The 19,862-nt window shown below is 47.9% G+C and carries 17 protein-coding genes; 15 read left to right on the top strand and 2 right to left on the bottom strand.

Annotation, left to right across the window (positions count from 1 at the left end):
* Positions 1-3: 3 nt before the first annotated feature.
* The 3 genes from GC102_RS11525 to GC102_RS11515 all read left to right on the top strand — a co-directional run bounded on the left by GC102_RS11525 (position 4) and on the right by GC102_RS11515 (position 4,479).
* Entirely contained in the window at positions 4-2,112 is a 2,109-nt protein-coding gene (locus GC102_RS11525; RefSeq protein WP_171689662.1) for a galactose-binding domain-containing protein, read from the top strand.
* Positions 2,113-2,272: 160 nt separating this feature from the next.
* Entirely contained in the window at positions 2,273-3,826 is a 1,554-nt protein-coding gene (locus GC102_RS40315) for a sensor histidine kinase (protein ID WP_171689661.1), read from the top strand.
* Positions 3,802-4,479: a response regulator transcription factor gene (locus GC102_RS11515; protein WP_171689660.1), complete on the top strand. Its 678-nt coding sequence runs from the start codon at positions 3,802-3,804 to the stop codon at positions 4,477-4,479. Before GC102_RS40315 ends, GC102_RS11515 begins: the two co-directional genes overlap by 25 nt.
* A 148-nt stretch (positions 4,480-4,627) precedes the next feature.
* Here the strand turns inward: GC102_RS11515 and GC102_RS11510 are convergent, their stop codons facing one another.
* A complete protein-coding gene (locus tag GC102_RS11510) occupies positions 4,628-4,822 on the bottom strand; it encodes a hypothetical protein (protein ID WP_171689659.1) in 195 nt (64 codons plus the stop codon).
* Between the two features lie 481 nt (positions 4,823-5,303).
* Here GC102_RS11510 and GC102_RS11505 point away from each other — a divergent pair, with 481 nt between their 5' ends.
* Positions 5,304-6,206, top strand: coding sequence for a TrmB family transcriptional regulator (locus tag GC102_RS11505; RefSeq protein WP_312883234.1), 903 nt, complete (start codon positions 5,304-5,306; stop codon positions 6,204-6,206).
* Positions 6,203-6,874 (top strand): HD domain-containing protein, encoded by a 672-nt coding sequence (locus GC102_RS11500; RefSeq protein ID WP_171689657.1) that lies wholly within the window; start codon positions 6,203-6,205, stop codon positions 6,872-6,874. Before GC102_RS11505 ends, GC102_RS11500 begins: the two co-directional genes overlap by 4 nt.
* 294 nt (positions 6,875-7,168) lie before the next feature.
* On the opposite strand, the gene GC102_RS11495 is transcribed toward GC102_RS11500, so the two are convergent.
* A complete protein-coding gene (locus GC102_RS11495; RefSeq protein ID WP_171689656.1) occupies positions 7,169-7,996 on the bottom strand; it encodes a DUF2935 domain-containing protein in 828 nt (275 codons plus the stop codon).
* A gap of 165 nt (positions 7,997-8,161) precedes the next feature.
* On the opposite strand from GC102_RS11495, the gene GC102_RS11490 reads away from it, so the two are divergent.
* The 10 genes from GC102_RS11490 (at position 8,162) to GC102_RS11445 (ending at position 19,351) form a co-directional block, all read left to right on the top strand.
* Positions 8,162-9,415, top strand: coding sequence for a DUF445 domain-containing protein (locus GC102_RS11490; protein WP_171689655.1), 1,254 nt, complete (start codon positions 8,162-8,164; stop codon positions 9,413-9,415).
* 40 nt (positions 9,416-9,455) lie between these two features.
* The gene (locus GC102_RS11485) at positions 9,456-10,295 is read left to right on the top strand and encodes an ABC transporter ATP-binding protein (RefSeq protein ID WP_171689654.1); all 840 of its coding nucleotides are present in this window, start codon (positions 9,456-9,458) and stop codon (positions 10,293-10,295) included.
* Positions 10,228-10,992, top strand: a complete 765-nt coding sequence (locus GC102_RS11480; RefSeq protein ID WP_047687173.1) for an ABC transporter permease — start codon at positions 10,228-10,230, stop codon at positions 10,990-10,992. Before GC102_RS11485 ends, GC102_RS11480 begins: the two co-directional genes overlap by 68 nt.
* A 16-nt stretch (positions 10,993-11,008) precedes the next feature.
* Positions 11,009-12,034 carry an ABC transporter substrate-binding protein gene (locus tag GC102_RS11475; protein ID WP_171689653.1) on the top strand — a complete coding sequence of 342 codons (1,026 nt, stop codon included), beginning with the start codon at positions 11,009-11,011 and terminating at the stop codon, positions 12,032-12,034.
* Between the two features lie 589 nt (positions 12,035-12,623).
* Positions 12,624-13,583, top strand: a complete 960-nt coding sequence (locus GC102_RS11470) for an ABC transporter permease (RefSeq protein ID WP_171689652.1) — start codon at positions 12,624-12,626, stop codon at positions 13,581-13,583.
* Positions 13,584-13,667: 84 nt separating this feature from the next.
* Positions 13,668-15,398, top strand: a complete 1,731-nt coding sequence (locus GC102_RS11465) for an extracellular solute-binding protein (RefSeq protein WP_171689651.1) — start codon at positions 13,668-13,670, stop codon at positions 15,396-15,398.
* A gap of 78 nt (positions 15,399-15,476) precedes the next feature.
* Positions 15,477-16,388: a carbohydrate ABC transporter permease gene (locus GC102_RS11460; RefSeq protein ID WP_312880483.1), complete on the top strand. Its 912-nt coding sequence runs from the start codon at positions 15,477-15,479 to the stop codon at positions 16,386-16,388.
* A gap of 23 nt (positions 16,389-16,411) precedes the next feature.
* A complete protein-coding gene (locus GC102_RS11455; protein ID WP_171689650.1) occupies positions 16,412-17,299 on the top strand; it encodes a CehA/McbA family metallohydrolase domain-containing protein in 888 nt (295 codons plus the stop codon).
* Between the two features lie 43 nt (positions 17,300-17,342).
* Entirely contained in the window at positions 17,343-18,362 is a 1,020-nt protein-coding gene (locus tag GC102_RS11450) for a LacI family DNA-binding transcriptional regulator (RefSeq protein WP_171689649.1), read from the top strand.
* Between the two features lie 32 nt (positions 18,363-18,394).
* Positions 18,395-19,351, top strand: a complete 957-nt coding sequence (locus GC102_RS11445) for a carbohydrate kinase family protein (protein WP_171689648.1) — start codon at positions 18,395-18,397, stop codon at positions 19,349-19,351.
* Positions 19,352-19,862 lie beyond the last annotated feature (511 nt).

The following is a 19,862-nucleotide window of genomic DNA, read 5'->3' as shown; positions in this document are numbered from 1 at the left end:
GGGATGGGAAAACGGATATGGGTTGTCATCAGCATGTTCGCGTTAATTTTTGGTTGCTTGGTTCCAACCGCACTGCCAAGCAAACGGACCTACGCCAACGGAATCAATATCGCCCCTCAGGCGACGGCGGCAGCCAGCTCGGTATCCACGCTAGGGGCCTTCGCTCCGGAGAAGGCGATTGATGGGATCCGCAATCTGAACGACAGCAGATGGGTTTCGGCAAGCGGAGGGCCTCATTGGTACGAGCTGGAATGGCCGAGTGGCGTAACGATCGGAAACGTCAAAGTGTGGAGCGGGAACATGAACGTGCCGGGATGGCATATTTCCGCTTACGATATTCAAGTTTGGGACGGCGGCGCGTGGAAAACGATCGGCTCGGTAAGCGGCAACAGGCAGGACGGCTATGCGGGGAAATACAACGACATCGTATTCTCGCCTGTTGTTACAACCAAGCTGAGAATGATGATTACGGGCCCATCTGCTTATCCGATCGCCACGGATGCAAGATTGCTTGAGCTCGAAGTCTACAGCGAAGAAGGAAGCATTTCTGTAAATACGGCTGTCTATGGGCAGACCATCGAGGGCTGGGGCGGCAATCTATACACGCTGTGGATGCGCGGGTTTGCTGCAGCGGATGCCCAGTATTACGATAAGATGTTTACGGAATTGAATACGACCCATATCAGGGTCCGCAACTATTGGTATTTGCTCGAACGGTCGAACGACGACAACGATCCCGCAACATTCGATTGGAGCGCCTTCGCGGCGGGTGATCAGGGCGATATGCATGAGGAGTTTCTCGCTCTTCGGGAGCTTGTGGACCGCGGCATCAAGCTCTCCTTCAGCCCATGGAGGATTCCGAGCTGGATGGCGGGCAAGCCGTTCGATTATGACTGGAGCAATAAGGTGATGGAGCTGCCGGCAGGCATGGACGACGAGTACGTGGAAAGCCTGGCCGCTTACTTCCTGTATGCCAGAGATCAATACGGCGTTAGTTTCGATTATATTTCCGTGGCGAATGAGCCGAATTACAAATATTTGACGAACGGCATCTTCTCGGGGACATATATTTACGGTATGTCGCCGGCCCGTTATTCGAGCATCACGGCCAAGCTGAAGCAGAAGCTGGAAGCCAACGGCTATTTCGCCGAATATATCGCAGCGGAAACGAGCCCCGGCAACTATACTTCCGTCAAGTATGCCAAAGAAACGTTGGAATCGGCGGATCCCGGCGTGTACGATATATTGGCTTATCATGCTTATGATAGGACGGTCAAAGGACTGAGCGCTTTTACGGATCTCGCCGGTCAGCATAACGTCCGGATTCACGTAGGAGAACAGGAGAATGAATCCCATATCAATCTGCAGGGAAAAGAGACCTGGCATCACGCGATTCAGAACGCTGTAGCTTTGCACGATACGCTCACATATGGCCGCGCGAATTTGACACTCTATTTTTCGTATTCCGCATCTCCCGGAGGCATTCTCGTTCTCTATGACGAAGTGAACAAAGTGTGGTATCCGACATATGACATGCTTAAGCATTTTTATAACGGAGTTCCGCAAAATTCGGTGATGCTGGAAAGCCTTCCGTCCAGCTCCTACGGAGGAGACGTGTATACGCTCGCTTTCCTTAAGCCGGACGGCAATTTGGAAATCATTCTGATCAACCGCTCCGAAACGGATAGCCACACGATCACCCTAAAAGCGGGCGACCGGGATTTCTCGGTTATCAAGAGTTATGCAGCAGCCAAGTACGTCGCAGACGGCTTTGCTTCCAGCACCGAAACGGGCGGCATGTCCATTACGTTGTCTCCGCAAAGCATTTACTCGCTGTCCGAAATGGAGGAATCGCATGAAGCAGCCTTTGATACGTTAGTAAATCTTACCATGCAGTTTATCGAAGGCCCCGGCTCCCAAGGGTTAGCAGAGTCGCTGCTGAAGAAGCTGGAGCACACCCGCGAGAAGCGTGATAAAGGGGACGAGGCTGGAGCGGTTAAACAACTCGACGCGTACATCAATGAAGTATCGGCGCAGCAAGGCAAGAAGATCACAGAAGAGCGCGTTCGCATTCTGGTCAACATAGCAGAATGGCTTAAAAACGTCATATAAAATAAACGATGGAGCCGGCCGCGATTACAGGCGGCTCCGTTTGCTTTTTGCGAACGGGGCGGACAGCAGGGTTTTATTGTGCCTAGATAAATACCGGATGACAGCCGGCCTTTTTCTTGCTAGAGTGAATTTGAAGGAAGTTTGTCCAAGGAGAATCGCCGTGATTTATACCATTTTTCTGTTAACGCTGTTTTCGGTATTTTTGATCGTACGCAGCTATAAAAACCGCTATGCCTGGCTGCTCGTCATGATGGTCATCGGATTGAACCTGATCTTTCTTGGCATAATTCTTAACGTCGTGAAAGGAGGTACCTACAAATATCCCGAGAACGCCCTGTTTTTTCTGGACTATAAAATGTATTTGTATTTAAGCTCCCTGAAAATCAACTACTATGATACGTTCCGGCTGCAAAACTGGGGGACAGCCGTTTATTTGTTCAGTATTCCGCAGTTCGTTTTTACGTTTATCGTCAGTTCCTACCGCTCTTCAGGAAGGTTCAGCAAATGGCTTCGCTACGTGGCTTTTGCGCTTCCTCCGCTGTTTTACGTATGGTGCTACGATCCGGACACGAGATTTTTGGCATATATTTGGATAAAAGACCCCTTTTACCGGAATCACGACTTGTCCGCGGCTCTATACGGGATGGACGCATTGAACTTAGTCTGGGTGGCGTTGTATTTGTTTTATCCGATTTATTTGTTGTGCAGGCATATGGCGAGGACGAGCATTACATTAAAAAGGAAGCAAATTGTTTCGCTCGCCGCGAATTTGGGGCTGATGAACGTCTTGTTCGTATCGGTCTTCGCGGTGGGTCCCTTCAAACAATTTTACTTGTCAGCGGGCGGTTCGAACATGCTGTTCTTTCCGGCGCAGCTCGCGATTCCGGCTTTCTATTTTCAAGTGATGCCTGCCGTGATGCTGCTCGCCGTGCAAGGCATGATCGTGATCCTGGTCAAGTTCAAGGGGATCGATGCGACCAGTTTTTTTATGAAGCGCCAAATCAACCGCAATGTGAGCTCTTTGAATGCTAATTTGAAGGGCGTTTTCCATTCGTTTAAGAACACGATGTTTACCGTGAAAATATTGGCGGAGCAGGCCGAAAATAATTTCGGGAACGAGGACGGTCTGAAGGCCCTCAGGCGGCTTCAGCAAGTCAGCTTGACTTCCCTCAATCATATGGCTAAGGTACTCGATTCTTTGAAGGAAATCAAAGTGAAGCCGGCCAAAGTCAATGTGTCGGCATGCGCGGATGCAGCCTTTGAAAAGGCGAGGATCGGCGACGATATCGAGGTACGCAGAAAGTACCGCGCCCGCGACGTGTATGCTTATGCCGATCCGTACCATTTGACGGAGGCGCTAATCAATCTGCTGGTCAATGCCGCCGAAGCCATTAAGGCCGCCAAAAGGGAAAATGGCTTTATTTCCATCGAAATCGCTGCCGAACAGGAATGGGTGCTGATTAGGATTACCGATAACGGTACGGGCATCGACAAGAAAGAACAGAAAAAAATATTTAACCCGCTGTATTCCACGAAATCCAAACACGAAAACTGGGGAGTCGGACTTTCTTACGTATTCCGGGTCATCGAGGCGCATTTGGGCTTTATAGCGGTTGAAAGTGAGAAGGGGCAGTACACGGCATTTGACGTTATTTTGCCGATAGCAGGCGCAGGAAGGGGGGATGGGAAATGGAAGAAATCCGCATCGTCGTGACCGATGATATCGAAGATATCCGCGATTATTTCAAGATGATACTCGACAGGGAGGCCGACATCGAGGTTATCGGCATGGCTGCCAGCGGCGAGGAATCCGTCCGTATCGTATCCGCCTGCAGTCCGGATATCGTGCTGATGGATATCGAGATGGAGTCCGCGATGGCCGGCATCGAAGCGATCGCCCGCATTAAGGCGGAGAAGCCGTATGTTAAGATCATCGTGCTCACCATTCACGAGGAGGACGAAGTCCTATTTAAGGCTTACGGGGCCGGAGCGGTCGATTATATTGTTAAAACGAGCTCCATCGCCGACATTTTGAATTCGATCCGCAGCGCCCATCAAAACCGGTTGTATATGAGGCCTGAAATAGCAGGCAAAATATTGGGTGAATTCACCAAGCTCCAGAACGAAAAAAACAGCTTGATCTACACGTTGAACATCGTTTCCAAACTGACCGATACCGAATTCGGCATCCTCACGGCCGTCTACAAAGGGTTCACTTACAAGGAAATCGCCAAAGAGAGGCATGTCGAAGAAGTCACGATTCGCACGCAGGTAAACAAAATTTTGAAAAAGTTCGAGAAAGGCAGCATGAAAGAAGTGGTTTCGATACTGCGGGAGCTGAAAATACTCGATATTTACTCTCGGTGAGGGCAGGTAATAGGGGCATTCATGGTAATATCCCCTTTAAGTAGACACTCAGAAAAAAACCTTATGGTACCATGAGGAATGAGTGCAACTTGAAGGGGATTTTTTATGGCTAAAAAAGGACAGACATTTAATCAATATACAGAGGAATTTAAGCTAGTTGCAGTTCAGGAATACATGAAGGGATCATCCTACCAATTTCACCGGTAAGTACCCCCAGAAAACGATGCTCCACCGCAAGATGCAGACGAGCGAAGGCTTCCTGGTGTGCTAGGAATTCAAAGCAAGCCATACGGTCCAATTCACGTGTAAAGGGACGGACGACTGTCATCTCCACATTCATCATTCGTCTTCACCTCCTTGGGCAAATTGCAGGCCTTCATCCTGCCGACCAGCTTCTCGCCGCTTTTGCGCAAGGTCGGCGTTTGTCAAGCAAGTTGTCGTAGACCCCTAAAAATATGTATAGCCTAAGAGTATCGGATATGTTTGGTTAATGTCTTGCTGATGCGTTCAGGGTTCAGGGTTCAGCCATGCTTCAAAAAGATTGATAGACCTCAATCCTCGCATTGAGGGAAACGACCTACCCACATACCGCAAGTTTGCTTTTCAAAGGTTGTTAAAAAGGAACTACTCTAGGCATGGCAAAGCACCTCACATCTACGTAGTGAATGGAAGAAACAGAAAGAAATATTGACAAATCAAAAACAAGGCGGTAGGATTCGGCGCAACATGTGAGCAGGAGGTGGAGGTGGGACTAGAACTAAGTGTCTACACGACTTAAGAGATAAAATCATGGTACAATATGGCTCAAGAAATGATATCGGTTAATGAAAAGGGGAGCTTACATGGAGGATGTTCTGTTGCATTTAAAAAATCTTGGCTTCACGGACCTTGAAGCTAAGTGCCTGCACGTGCTCGCCGAAAGCGGCACGCAGACGGGCTACGAAATCGCCAAGCATCTTGGCGTTTCGCGCTCGAATGTTTACTCTGCGCTGCAGAAGCTCGCGGAGAAGGGGGCTGTGCTCACTAGTCACGGTGAGCCGACGCATTATCAGAGCGTGCCGATCGAAGAGATCGGCGAGCGAATTGAAGCGGAGCTGCAAGCCTCGATCCGCTACGTGAAAGCGCACATGCCCAAGCAGGATGCGCACCGCTCCGAGTACTTCAGCTTGGAGGGAGACGCGAAGGTCATCGAGCGTATACGAACTGAGCTGAAAAAGGCGAAGGAAGAGGCGCTCTGTGAGCTATGGTCGGAAGAAGCGCAGCTTCTGAAGGAAGTTCTTCGTCAAGTGCCTGCGCAAGGCGTGCGCTTGCTGGTTTCGACGATTGGCGAAGCGGAGCTGCCAAGCGGGGTTCATCAATTCCGGCACGGACGCGAAGAGGGTTGGCAGAAGCGCAATGGGCGGAAATTTACGCTGCTGATCGACCGTAAGCTGGCAATTGTTGGAACGCGGGGCGGCGATGAGCCGGCTCTGGCGATGATGACAGAGCATCCAGCGATGGTGGAGCTGCTGCTGAACAATTTTTTTCGCGATGTGGTGATCCACGAGCTGCAGCAGGATATGGGCGCAAAGCTGGAAGATAAATATGGCAAGAACTTCAAGAAAATTATTCAGAAGTACACCGAGGTGAAGGGGATAGATCCCCAACCGGCAGGAGTAGGGAAGTCGTTGGAAGGCAAGTCTAGTGAAGGAAAGTCTGCCGAAGGAAAAAGGAGAAAGAAGAAATGAAGCAGCATGACGGGGAACAAACGAAGATAGAGGGAATTCTACTCGCAGCGGAGGCACTCGTGAAGGAGAAGCTGGAGCGCGATAGCAGCGGCCACGACTGGTGGCATATCTATCGCGTCGTGCAGACGACGAAGCGCATTGCTGCCCAGGAGGGCGCCGACGGCTTCGTTTGCGAGCTTGCGGCGCTGCTTCACGACGTCGTCGATGAGAAGCTGAACGCTGATCCAGCCGCAGCGCAGCGCGAGCTGGAGGCGTGGCTCGCTGCTAGCGGCACGCCAGCGGAGCAAGTGCAGCACGTGCTGGAGATCATCAGCACGATGTCGTTCAAGGGCGGCGCGCGTCTACCGATGCGCACGCTGGAAGGCCAGGTCGTGCAGGATGCCGACCGGTTGGATGCGATAGGCGCGGTAGGCATCTCGCGCGTATTCGCTTATTCGGGCTGGAAAGGCCGCCCGATTCACGATCCTACCGTCATGGCACGTGAGCATATGACGGAGGAGGAGTATCGCGCTGGAAAAGATACCGCGATTAATCACTTCTATGAGAAGCTCCTGAAATTGAAGGAGCTTATGAACACAGCCTACGCCCGGCAGCTGGCAGAGGAGCGGCACCGCTTCATGGAGCAGTACCTCCAGCAGTTTTATGCGGAGTGGGAAGGCGAGCGATAACAAACGAAAAAGAGCCAATGATGGCTCTTTTTTTGGTGAGATAGGCTGATCTTTTCGCGGTTGCAGATAAGATTGTTGTACAGCGTACAACATATTTTTGGATTTCACGGTTCCAAATGAAACCTGTTGTACGTTGTACAACAATTTGTTCTAATTTGTTTCAAAAATGCCCGATTTGAAGGGAATTGCTGCACTTTATACAACAATGGAGTGGATATCCTCGCCTTCAGGGGCAAATTGTTGTATAAAGTGCAACTTCGCTTCTCTTTCGGTTATTAAGGTTTGATTTGGCCATCACTCAAAAGACGGCTTAGTTAGCGGACAATTCGGCAGCCCCAGAATCTCAACATTATACTCCGCCAGCTTGCGCAGGAAATAGCACGATTCGGGTATATGATGCTCAAGGAACCGTAGTGTCAACCGGCTAAGCAGTTCGGTTTCCTTATAATCCCGAATGACACCCTCGACGACATGGTAGAAACTGATGACGGTTTCGGCCACCTGCCGGGCAAACTTTTGCTGAACAGGAAAATTAGGCGCTGTGAAGCGGAGGAACCCGCGGATGGCTGTGTTTTTGACGATATGTGCGCCAAATTGTTGGCCGTATAGCTGTGTGGTTTTGATTAGCTCCATTTCTGTTGGGTCCAAATGATTGCCAAGAAGTACAGCGTGACCGAGCTGATCCTCAAGCCACATTTCCACCAGCGTAACGAGCGGAAGGGGCTCATAAGGGACGCCGTTCATCCAATAGTGCAGAATGCGTATGTACTCTCCGTTTTCCAAAAGGGTCCCATTGAAATAGACGGGAGTTAAGGAGACAACGATTTTATTTTGAATGCGCAGATGCTGCAAATAGCCCTCGAATTGATAGTATCCTTGAACAACAGGGTAAATATCGTTTGAGAGCTGAATCATCGTTGCCGAGGAGACAGGCAGTGCGGGGTCTGTTTTCAAAATACGGTTCCGCAGTTCTGTAAAAGCACCGATGTAACGTTTGGCGATCGTAATCCAATGCACCTCTTCATTTGCTAGCGCCTCGTCCACAAAGATGGCATGATCCTGTAAAATTTCGACCCAGAATAAATGCTCCTGCCAGGGTGTTATTATCCCATTAAGGCTCATGGAAAATTTCCTCCTATAACTAAAACTTTACGCCATCACATTCATTTATTACGCATCAACGAAGTGTATTCAACAAAAAAAGGTTCGAGAACGGTTTTCGTCGCATTTTGTGATAAAATAGAAAGAATGATTTATTAACTTCGAGCAGAAAGAGATGTTATGACAATGAAAAGAGAAGCAAAGTATATAGCGACGGTTTCCTTAGGGGTTATGGGAGCAGGTTTTCTGGCTACGCTGCCCACAGCGGTATCTTCAACCATATGGGGAACCTTTTTGCAGGGCGGTTTTGAGGCCGGAGTTGTAGGCGGCTTGGCTGACTGGTTTGCGGTTAGTGCCCTGTTCCGCCACCCTCTTGGCATTCCGATTCCGCATACGGCTCTATTGCCGAAGAATCGTGAGAAGATTACGAAAGCGCTTGTCTCGACGGTTGAAAATGAACTGCTTTCCAAAGAAACCATTCGTGTTCGTTTGCAGCAAATTCGTTTCTTAGAACGTGGACTTGAGCTGGCGGAGAGCCATCTGGACAAAGCGGCGCTTCACAAAGGACTTTCGACACTTGCCAAACAGGCTCTAAACGCGATTGATCTGGACAAATTGACGCCGCTTTTAGCGGAGGAAATTCATAAAGCACTCCAAGACGTGGATACGAGTCGACTCGTTAGTACGATTGTGGACAGCATTGTAGATGGCGGTTATGACGGCAAAACGTTTGATTTTGTTATCGATAAAGTGGAAGCATGGGCCGTTAAGGCGGATACGCGCGATCAGCTGGGTGCTATGGCGCTCAAAGCGTTCGAGGGTTTGCAGTCGAATGGCTTCATGGCATTTGCCGTTAATGCGTTCATCGGTATGGTGAATGAAGAGAAGATCGGGGGCATTATCCAGAACTTCGTTCTTTCTTACATCGAGCAAATGCGAACGAAGAATCATCCACGCAGGGAAGCGGTTCTTACTTTTATTCGGAATGAACTGAACAAGCTTGAGCGGAATCCAAAGCTTTTGGCTGAACTAGAAGGTTTGAAAGCGAAGCTGCCGGGCCTATTTGATCTGGATGAGAAATTATCGGGGCTGTTAGGGAGGTTGAAGGCGAAGGCAGAGGATTTCGTGGATCAGCCAGATTTTGTGCCTCAGCATGTGGTTCCGGTGGTTCGTAAAATGTTGATTTCAGTGAAAGAAAACGAGGATATGCTGCAGCGCGGCGAGAGCTGGATTCAAGAGCAAATCGCTGCTTATTTGGAGCAAAATCACAGCAAAATCGGTCTACTCGTCAAAGAAAATCTGGATAAGCTGACGAACGAAAAGCTGACCCAGTTGATGGAAGATAAGCTCGGCAATGATTTGCAGTGGATTCGTGTCAACGGTGCGATATGCGGATTTATTATCGGACTTGGCTTGGCAGGGTTAAAAATGCTGTTTTAAATGGAAAACGACGGGACATGCCCGAGTGGAGGTAGGCATTTTGATCGAGATTAAGGGAGTCAGTAAGACGTTTGTTCAGCGATTAGGCGGCAGCTATCAGGCGCTGGATAATATCACTTTAACGATTGGAAAAGGGGAGTTCGTCTCCTTGCTGGGCCCGTCTGGATGCGGGAAATCGACCGTGCTGAATTTGGTCGCAGGCTTCGATACGCAGAGCGATGGTATTATTCAGGTGAATGGGAAAAAGGTGACCGGCGCTGGAGCGGACCGTGTCGTCGTGTTCCAAGAGCATGGTCTATTCCCGTGGTTGACGGTGCTGGACAATGTGGCCTTCGGTCTCAAGCAGAAGGGCATTGGTAAAAAAGAGCGATACGAGCTGGCGATGGAGCAGATCAAAGCTGTGCATCTCAGCCGTTTTACAGATCGTTATCCGCATGAGCTTTCGGGCGGGATGAAGCAGCGGGCCGCAATTGCCCGTGCGCTTGCCATGGACCCAGAGATTTTGCTGATGGACGAGCCGTTCGCCGCTTTGGATGAGCAAACACGCCTTATTTTGCATAAAGAACTGGAAGAAATCTGGATGCGTACGCGCAAAACGATCCTCTTCATTACCCATAACATTCGTGAAGCCGTAATCCTCTCGGATCGTGTATTCGTGATGTCCACGCGTCCCGGAACGATTAAGAAGGAGTTCGCCGTGAAAGCGGCGAGACCTCGGGATAGCGCAGACACCGTCCTCCATCATGTGGAGAATTCGATCATGGACGCGCTGGCAGACGAGCTGGAGAAAGTGGTAAGGGAGGAGACTGGCGATGAGTACAGCATCAAGAAGAACGATTTTTCTGGTACTGCTTCTGATAGCTTGGGAGGCGGGATTTAGATTATTCGGATGGGGATGGAAGTTCCCTTCGCCCACCCAAACCTTGCAAGCCTTCTATGATGGATTGGTGCATGGAGAACTGCTCCAAGCGACATTTGCGAGTATGGCGAGGTTATTGGTTTCCTTTGCTTTGTCTTTGCTGATCGGTACAACACTTGGGTTCCTATTCGCACGTTACAGAATGTTGGATGATACACTTGGATTTCTGGTTGTTTCTTTGCAGACCATTCCGAGTATTGCTTGGCTGCCTTTTGCAATTATATGGTTCGGTCTTAACGAATCATCTGTTATTTTCATTACGACACTCGGAGCAACCTGGACGATGGCATTGGCCAGCCGCACAGGGATCAAAAACATCCCCCCTATTTATTTGCGCGCCGCGCAGACGATGGGGACGGGCAATGGGTTTAATTTATTCGTACAAGTTATGATTCCTGCCGCTTTCCCGCATCTGATCAATGGTGTTCGTACGGCTTGGGCTTTCGCATGGCGCGCGCTTGTTGCAGGTGAGCTTATTGCCAAAGGGGCTGGACTAGGCCAGCTGTTGCAGGATGGAAGAAATCTGGGCGATACATCACTGATGTTGTGTATTGTCATTATTATCGCGGTACTGGGCACGGTATCTGATCACTTCTGCTTTAAGAAACTCGAAGATAAAGTACTAGAGCGATACGGCCTCGCGGGCTCGAAGTCTTGAGCAGGGGGTGGGTCGGATGAGAAAACGTGCATGGCTGCTGATGCTGCTTATAGTTGTGGTTGCGATGTTGAGTGCTTGTGGTGAGAAGCTGACTCCTACAGGCAAAGCTCAAGTGGTACGAGTCGGCGTATTCAAAAATGTCACACATGCCGCAGCCTACATCGCGTTGGAAAAAGGTTATTTCGCCCGGGAATGGGGCAACGAAGTTAAGATTGAGGTTACAGCCTTCGATAACGGCTCTGACCTATCTATCGCTATGGCAACAGGGGATATCGATATCGGATTCGTTGGTCCTGGACCTGCGACAACCTTCTTTTTGAAAAGTGAGAACTATCGGGTCGTTTCCGGTTCAAATAATGGCGGTGCTGTATTAGTTGCGCGTAATGGCTCGGGAATTAATACCGTTAAAGATTTAGTAGATAAAACGATCGCGATCCCGTCCAAAGGAAACACGAACGAAATCTCGCTTCGAATGCTGCTGCAGCAAGAAGGTGTGAGCCTGGGCAGAGGTGCTGAGAGTGCGCACCTAATCGTGCGCTCCCCGTCGGATGCGCTGATCTCCTTCCGCCAGAAGGAGATCGATGCTGCGCTCGTCCCTGAGCCATGGGGGACACAGATCGAGAAGGCCGGACTTGGCAAAGTCGTCGTCGACTGGAAGGCGATCCCGCCGAACAACGGTGATTATCCGACGGTCATCATGGTCGCGAGCGACAAGTTCATTGCGCAGCACCGGGATATGGTGAAAGGCGCGATCAAGGCGAATAGGGATGGCATCGCGTTCATCCAGAACAATCCCGAGCAAGCCTATGATCTCATCAACAACCAACTGAAACAATACAGCGGTAAAGGGATGGACAAAGGCTTGATCAAAGCCTCGCTGAGCCGTTTGAAACTCACCACTGACGTTGACGTCAAGGTGATGGAGGAGATGGCGAAGGTGTCCATCGATGCACGCTATATTAAGGGCATTAACAAAGAGGAGCTCGATCTAAGCAAGTTCGTCGATCTATCGATGCTCGAAGAAGTAAAGAACGGGAAGTAAAAAGAAGAGCCTGATTCATCCTAGTGTAGATGAATCAGGCTCTTCTTTTCTTTACGTGCAGCACGAATAAGCGCGTTTTCCGCGCTTATACAGTACGGACGCGCAGGACGGTCAGCTGAGAAGTCGATTTTCGACCTCTCAGGCACTGTCGACGAGCTTCGGCTCGTGGAACTCCCGCTGAAAGCGCGTTTTTCGCGTTTATTTGTACGGGGCTGCAAGAATAAGCGCGTTTTCCGCGCTTATGCAGTACGGACGCGCAGGACGGTCAACTGAGAAGTCGAATTCCGACCACTCAAACACTGTCGACGAGCTTCGGCTCGTGGAACTCCCGCTGAAAGCGCGTTTTCGCGTTTTTTTTGTTTTTTGCTGCACGATGATCCTGCTGTCATTTACAGAAAATTAAGAATATTAAATGAAATTTTGTATTGTCAAATGAAGATTATGGATTTATACTAAAGGCAGATGTATATGGTAGCGATTTCAGAAAACGCTTACCTTGCGATTATTCAACAGAATTTTCTTTATTCATGTGCATTATGGAATCGGTACCAGAAAGGTTTACAGAAACCCAAAGGAAGGTGGTCATAACATGGAAACGAATCTGCCGCAAGCTAGAATTGGCGCTGCGGTGAAGAAGAAAAATGCTGATCTAGGGAAAAGAATACTACAGCACAAGCAATTATATCTCATGCTCCTTCCCTGTATTGTATTTTTCGTTATTTTTTCGTATATCCCGATGGGTGGACTCATGCTAGCCTTTAAGGATTACCAGTTTAATAAGGGAATCCTTGGTAGTCCTTGGGTGGGGGTGACGTATTTCAAAGCCTTTTTTAATGACTATCAAAGCGGGAAGCTGATTACAAACACATTGATTATCAGCAGTATCAAAGTATTTCTGGGTCTGCCTTTTCCGATTCTGCTTGCGCTGATGTTCAATGAGGTCAGAAGCCGAAGATTTCGCGGAATCACACAGAGCATTTCCTATTTGCCGCATTTTCTTTCCTGGGTTATCGTCATTGGTCTTATGCAGCGGGTGCTTGCTCCCGAAACGGGGCTGCTGAACGAGGCAATCCGATTCTTCGGTGGAGACGGAAGTACATTTTTCATGATGGAGAGCAAGTACTTTTATCCACTCATGTTTGGAAGTCATATTTGGCAAAGCATAGGCTGGGATTCCATCATTTATTTGGCCGCTATTGCTAGTATTAATCCTGAGCTGCATGAAGCCGCTAAGATTGATGGCGCTAATAAATGGCATGAAATCTGGCACGTTACCTTGCCGGGCATACGGTTAACGATTTCGATCCTGTTTATTTTGTCGCTGGGCAGCATTCTGCAGGCGGGATTTGATCAAATTTATCTCATGAGAACACCCGGGAATATGGAGTTAGCCGATATTCTTGACACCTATATCATTCGTGTAGGCCTTCAAAATGGACAATACGGCTATGCGACTGCTGTTGGTTTAATGCAGGGTGTTATTGGACTGATTCTTGTTGTAACTGCTAATAGAGCCTCCAAAAAGTTTTTTGACGAATCAGTATGGTAACGTTACCATGATTTCCGCTTTTCAACTGTTGAAGGACGCCTTCGGGTGTTGTTCATAAAAATTGAAAGATAAGGGGAGTATTGTATGAGCAAAAGATGGGTCAAATGGGTTACTATGCCTTTGGCAGCAAGTTTGCTGCTTGCCGGTTGTGAAAGTTCCAGTCAACCAGCAGGTGGAGGGGACAATGCGAGCTCAACACCGTCAACCACAGCCAGCAGCGGCAAGCCCGCAACTTGGATTGCAGACCGAACAATCAAGGGGCTTCTGTTTATTGACAGCGATGATATAACGAAAGACATCAATCCGGAGATTGCCAAGAAGCTGAAAGAAATGACAGGGATTACTTTGCAAATGGATGGTGTAAACTCGCAGCATGCGATTGACGGTCTGATTGCAGGGTTGGCTTCCAATGATTTACCGGACTTCATCGTGTATTATCTGAATAACAGCGGTCGTCAAGAAATGCCAGTCATTCTGAAAGCTGCCAAAGAAAACATGTTCACTGACCTGACTCCTCTTATCAAAGGTACAAAGATATACAGCAAATATTTGGATGATAAATATTTGCCGATTGATACGAAGAATGGTGTCATGTTCCGTCCGGAATTTAACGGCTCCAGTTACTTTGTCCATATGAACATTCAAAGAGAAGGCGGCTACGAAGAACGCAAGTATGTCGGAGGTCCTTTTATACGTAAAGATATTGCCGAAGCACTGAAGGTTGATCCTCGAACGATTAAAACAACGGATCAAGTGTATGAATTGGCCCAGAAGATCAAAGATGGCAATTTCAAAGATAAAAACGGAAAAGTGATTACCCCTCTTGGACCTAGATATTGGGGCAATAGCAATCACGAGAATGGCCCCCTGTTCAATGATATGACCTGGGGTGCGACTGACCAACACTTTGAAAAGAACAAGGAAGGTAAAATTGTTCACGAAAGCAAGACGGAATATCCGATGAAGCGTATTGAGTTCGTTCAGAAGCTTTTGAAGGATAAACTAATGGCTCCTGATTATTACGCGATGCAGGAAAACAAAGCGACTGAAGGAGCTATTAACGGTTCATTTGGCATTATCGGCGATATGCATAGCTATTTGGACTTCAATAAAGATATGAGTTATCTTCCGCTTGGACCTATTAATTCTGTGGATGGAAGCTACCGGATGTCTGTTGACTATAAGAGCGGGTCCTTGGCCTGGTCGATTCCGAAAACAACGAAAAATCCGCAGGATATCGTCAAATTGGCTGATTTCCTGGCCAGTCGTGAAGGCAAGCTGCTCTGGCAGTACGGTTTAGAGGGAAGAGACTTTACGCTGGATGCCAAAGGCAATCCGTTGGTCAAAAAAGAAGTATTGGAGCTACGGAACAAAGATCCGAAAGCGGCTATGGAGCTTGGCTTTGAGGGAGTAGGGAATAGCTGGGGAGGCTATCTCGGCAGTACGGATATTAACAGGCTGGGCGATTTCGGCGAAATGCAGTATGGCGATGCTGTTTCACCGGAAGCCAATGCAACACCGCTGAAAGTTGCTGAATACTGGGGCTATGACGAGAAAAAGAAAAACGCAATCATTAACGACGGCTATCGTCCGCTTTCATTTATTAACGAGCTAGCGACAGGCAATGAATTAAAAACAGCCTTAACGAACTACAATGAAAGCGTCATTCGCGCGTTCTATGCCAAAAGCATGGATGAAGCGCAAAAAATTCTAGATGCATCGAAGAAACAATTGCAGGCAGCTGGCTTGGACAAATTCGAAGAATTGCTTATGAAGAAGGATAGTGATCCTAAAACAAAGGTTATTCTCAAATAATGAATGGATGAGTAGGGAAGCGGGCGCTTCCCCCAGATCATGGCGGGAGCGCACTTCTTAGTACGGGGAGAGATTAACGTGGGAAATGAATTTTATAAGCTCTCAGCAGGTGAAAAAATATTCAAGTTCGTTAATTATGCACTCATTATTCTCCTGTGCCTGTCTATCATATTGCCTTTTCTAAATATACTGGCACTTTCCTTTAACGCAGGTAAGGATGCGGAAAGAGGAGGAATCTATTTCTGGCCTCGCGTTTGGACACTCGAAAATTATCGTGAAGTGTTTACATCGGCTAATATCGGCAAGGCATTTGCCATATCCATATTTCGTACGGCTCTAGGCACCATCGCAGGCGTGTTTTTAGCAGCTATGGCTGCTTATACGCTAAAAAGCAAGACGATGCCGGGCGTACGATTTTTTACGCTTATGATCTTTTTTACGATGTTGTTTTCTGGCGGCATTATTCCTTATTATATGCTGCTCAAAAGTCTGCATTTGACCAATACGATCTGGGTCTATGTCCTTCCGGGACTATACAGTGCGTGGAATTTGATCATCATGAGGACGTTTTTCCTGCAAATCAGCATCAGTCTAGAGGAATCAGCAAAGCTGGATGGCTGCAGCGACTTTGGTATTTTTATGCGGATTATCATGCCGCTCAGCAAGCCTGTGCTGGCAACGATCTCATTGTTTACAGCCGTGACTCATTGGAATGATTGGTTCACAGGTGCATTTTTTGTCCGAACCGCTTCGCTTAGACCTTTATCTACCCTGCTGCAAGAGATGTTGACCAAACAGGATGCGATTCGGGAATCCTTGATGCAGGCCGCCGGTACGACGCAATATCAAATGCTTGAACGCATGCAGCTTACGGGGGATTCCCTGAAGATGGCGACGATCATCGTGGTTGTGGCACCAATTATTGCTGCCTACCCTTTTATTCAGAAGTATTTTGCCAAGGGTGCGATGATTGGATCGGTCAAAGAATAAACGCTTAAAAGGAGAGGTTGTAAGTGACTGTAATAATAAATCCTTATGACAGAAAAGGTATCTGGCTGCGAGGCAGCTTTCACAACCACACGACCAATAGTGACGGGCATCATCCACTTTCAACCGTGTACCGCATGTATCATGATTATGACTTTCTAGGCATATCCGATCATGATCTGATTACCGAGCATGAGGGTGAGCACACGATTGGGACTGTATTTGAAGCCATTGAGGTGAGCAGTTCGCAAACGCACATGCTGCTTGTCCACCCTCCGAGATCTCTCATGGACGACTACTCCAATGAATTTTCGATAACCAATTATCAGAGACTTTCTGATATATGCATAGAGAACGGCGGCCTATCTATACTGGCTCATCCGAACCGTTTTTTCTCCCATTATTGGCGGCATGAGGATATGCTCAGCATGCAGCGGTACAATGGCATTGAGGTTGTGAATGGGGACGGAAATCCAGAATACGATATCGCGTTCGATAAATGGGATTACCTATTGTCCGCAGGACGCAGGGTATGGGGATTCGGAAATGATGACTCACACGTCTACGGGCAGGAGAAACGGGCCTGGAATATGGTCCTCACCGAAGAAAATACGAACGGAGCTATTCTTACCGCGATTCGGGAGGGCAGCTTTTATGTTTCTACAGGCTATGGCTTTGATGGAATTCGGGTAGAAGACGGTCAAATTATTTATGATCTTCGGTCGAGCCCATTATATGATAAAATGTATAAATATGTGACATTGATCGGTAAAGATGGCTGTATCCTTCATGAGGAAACAGGAAGAATCAACCAGGTGAAGTATACGGTCAAAGGCGATGAAGGTTATATCCGCATCGCTGTCTACTTGGAAGGTGGATTCGGGGCATTCGCTCAGCCGATTTTTGTCGAATAACAGAGAAAAATGTTCATGCTGCAAGCAAGGAAGGATGATAATCATGGCGCCCAAAATTAAAGATGTAGCCAAGAAAGCGGGAGTATCCGTAACCACTGTTTCCAGAGTGTTAAACGGAGAAAAATACGTGAAGGACGATCTGAAGGCCAAAGTGAAACGCGTGATTGACGAGCTTGGTTATGCGCCAAGCCACATCGCGAGGAGTTTGGTACGGAAGAAAACGAACCTGATTGGCGTCATTGTTCCCGATCTGACATCCAGCTTCTATTCCACTATTTTGAGCAGCATCGAGGAAACGGCGAGCTTGAATGATTACAACCTACTTGTCTGCAACATAATCGAGGATACGAATAAAGAGCTGAAATACTTGAATGTGTTTAAAGAGATGCGTGTAGACGGCATTATTATTATGCATGAGAAATTAAGCGATGAGATTCGCAGTTTTATTAATAAATTGGATATCCCAGTCATCTTTTCAAGTGTAAGACCCCTAGATCATAAGTTCGTTTCTGTCATTATCGATGATTACGAGGCGGCCTATGATGCGACCCGTTATTTAATTGAGCTCGGACATGAGCGAATTGCCTTTATCGGCGGGGATATGAGAGACATCACCTCAGGGCAGAACCGTTATGTAGGCTACCGGAATGCCCTCAAAGATAACCGGGTCAAGATTGTGAATGACTATATCCGGTTCGGCGACTATAAGACGCAGAGCGGATACAATCTGATGAAGGAACTGCTTGCCTGTGAACCTCGTCCTACCGCTTTATTTGCAGTAAGTGATGATATGGCGGTTGGAGCTATGAACTGCATTCATGACCATCAGCTAAAAGTTCCGGACGATATATCCATCATCGGCTTTGATGGAAGCCAACTGACGGAGCTCGTTCGTCCACGCTTGTCCTCCATGGAGCAGCCTATTCAGGACATGGGGAAAATTACGGTGGATACGCTGATTGAATTAATTTCAGATCCTACATTCAGTCCGAGGGAAGATTTGATCTTGGGACATAAACTTGTCGTGCGCGACAGCTGCAGGGCCTATCAAACTGAGAGATAGGACAGAGAACGGAGCGGGAGAGGAAGTGCGGAATGAACAAATTTGATGCGGTTGTCATCGGCGATGCCAATATTGATTTAGTAGTGGTGGGCTGTAATCAGATTCCTCTGCCTGGACAAGAAATTTTTGTTGAAGATATGTTGATGCATGTAGGCGGAGGTGCGGCTCTATTCACGATCTCGTTAGCCAAGCTAGGGCTGCATGTAGCCTTTAACGGTGTTCTTGGAGATGATGGCTACGGTCATTATATCCGGGAACAGTTTGGTCGATATGGTATCGATACCAGTCTGATCCTGACTAGCCAAACGAGTCGTACAGGCATAACGATAGCGATTAATCCGGAACAAGATCGTTCTTTCATTACCTATGCAGGATCAAACGCCGAGATGCAAGTAAGCGACCTGGATTTAGCTCAAGTAGCGTTAGGCAGACATGTCCACGTGACCGGTTATAGAGGGCGACGCAACCATGACGAATTCGTCGCAATGGCGAAGAAGTTGAAAGAGATGGGAGTCACACTATCTTGCGATGTAGGCTGGGATGATACCGGAGAATGGTATTCCGGGGTGTTTGAATTGATGCGTTATGTAGATGTCTTTCTGATGAACGAAACCGAGGCGCATCACTATACGGGCTTCGAACACATAGATGACAGCTTAAGCTATATGTCGGGCTTCTGCAAGCATGTTGTAATCAAGCTCGGACCTCAAGGAGCCGTAGCGATGAAAGACGGTTTGCAAACGTCTTGCCCCGGATTCTCGGTCAAAGCCTTAGATACGACAGGAGCAGGAGATTCATTTAATGCCGGTTACATGTATGGGTTCTTAACGGGGTTAAATGTCGAGACTTGCCTGTTATATGGCAACGTTTGTGGAGCCATGTCCGTCGGAGCTTATGGCGGCAGCACCGGTACCCCGGATCGGGAAGGGCTGGAAGCTTTTATTAGGCAAAATAAAGAACAGGGATCTGACCATTCTGAGGTGGTATAACGACTAGTCGCTGAATAGTTTGGAAAAGAGGATATGCGAGGCTTATCCTATATTCAGCTTGATTAGCTATGAATGATGCTAGTCATAACTCGAAAATTCGATTTTAGAGTCGTTCAGCAGCTTTGCGAGGGTAGTTGGGGGCAATGGTGGCACCAATGTTGCAGTTTCTACAACAATTCTCACGCCCAAAGGCTATTTTGCAAGTTAAAGTTGCAGTTTGGAGACTGTCGATTCATTCGACCAATCTTGCTCAACGTTGATTTGTCTTAAATCGGATCAATCGTCATATATGTAGAATTTAGGTTGCTGGATGAACGAATTCATATTCGCTGTTGAATGATGTTGTAGTAAATGCAACAATTTATGCCTAAATCTCGCCTCTCTACCTTCATTGTTGCATCATGTACAACAATTTAGCCCAATATAGACCACTTCGTAACAAATGTGCTCAAAATGTTGTGTGAAATGCAACTTCAAGTTGCAAAATAGCCTTTTGGTGTGTGAATTGTTG

The sequence above is a fragment of the Paenibacillus germinis genome, from assembly GCF_013141785.1.
GTDB lineage: Bacteria > Bacillota > Bacilli > Paenibacillales > NBRC-103111 > Paenibacillus_E > Paenibacillus_E phytorum.
The sequence above is the reverse complement of the archived record's forward strand: the minus strand, read 5'-3'. Positions and strand labels throughout refer to the sequence as shown.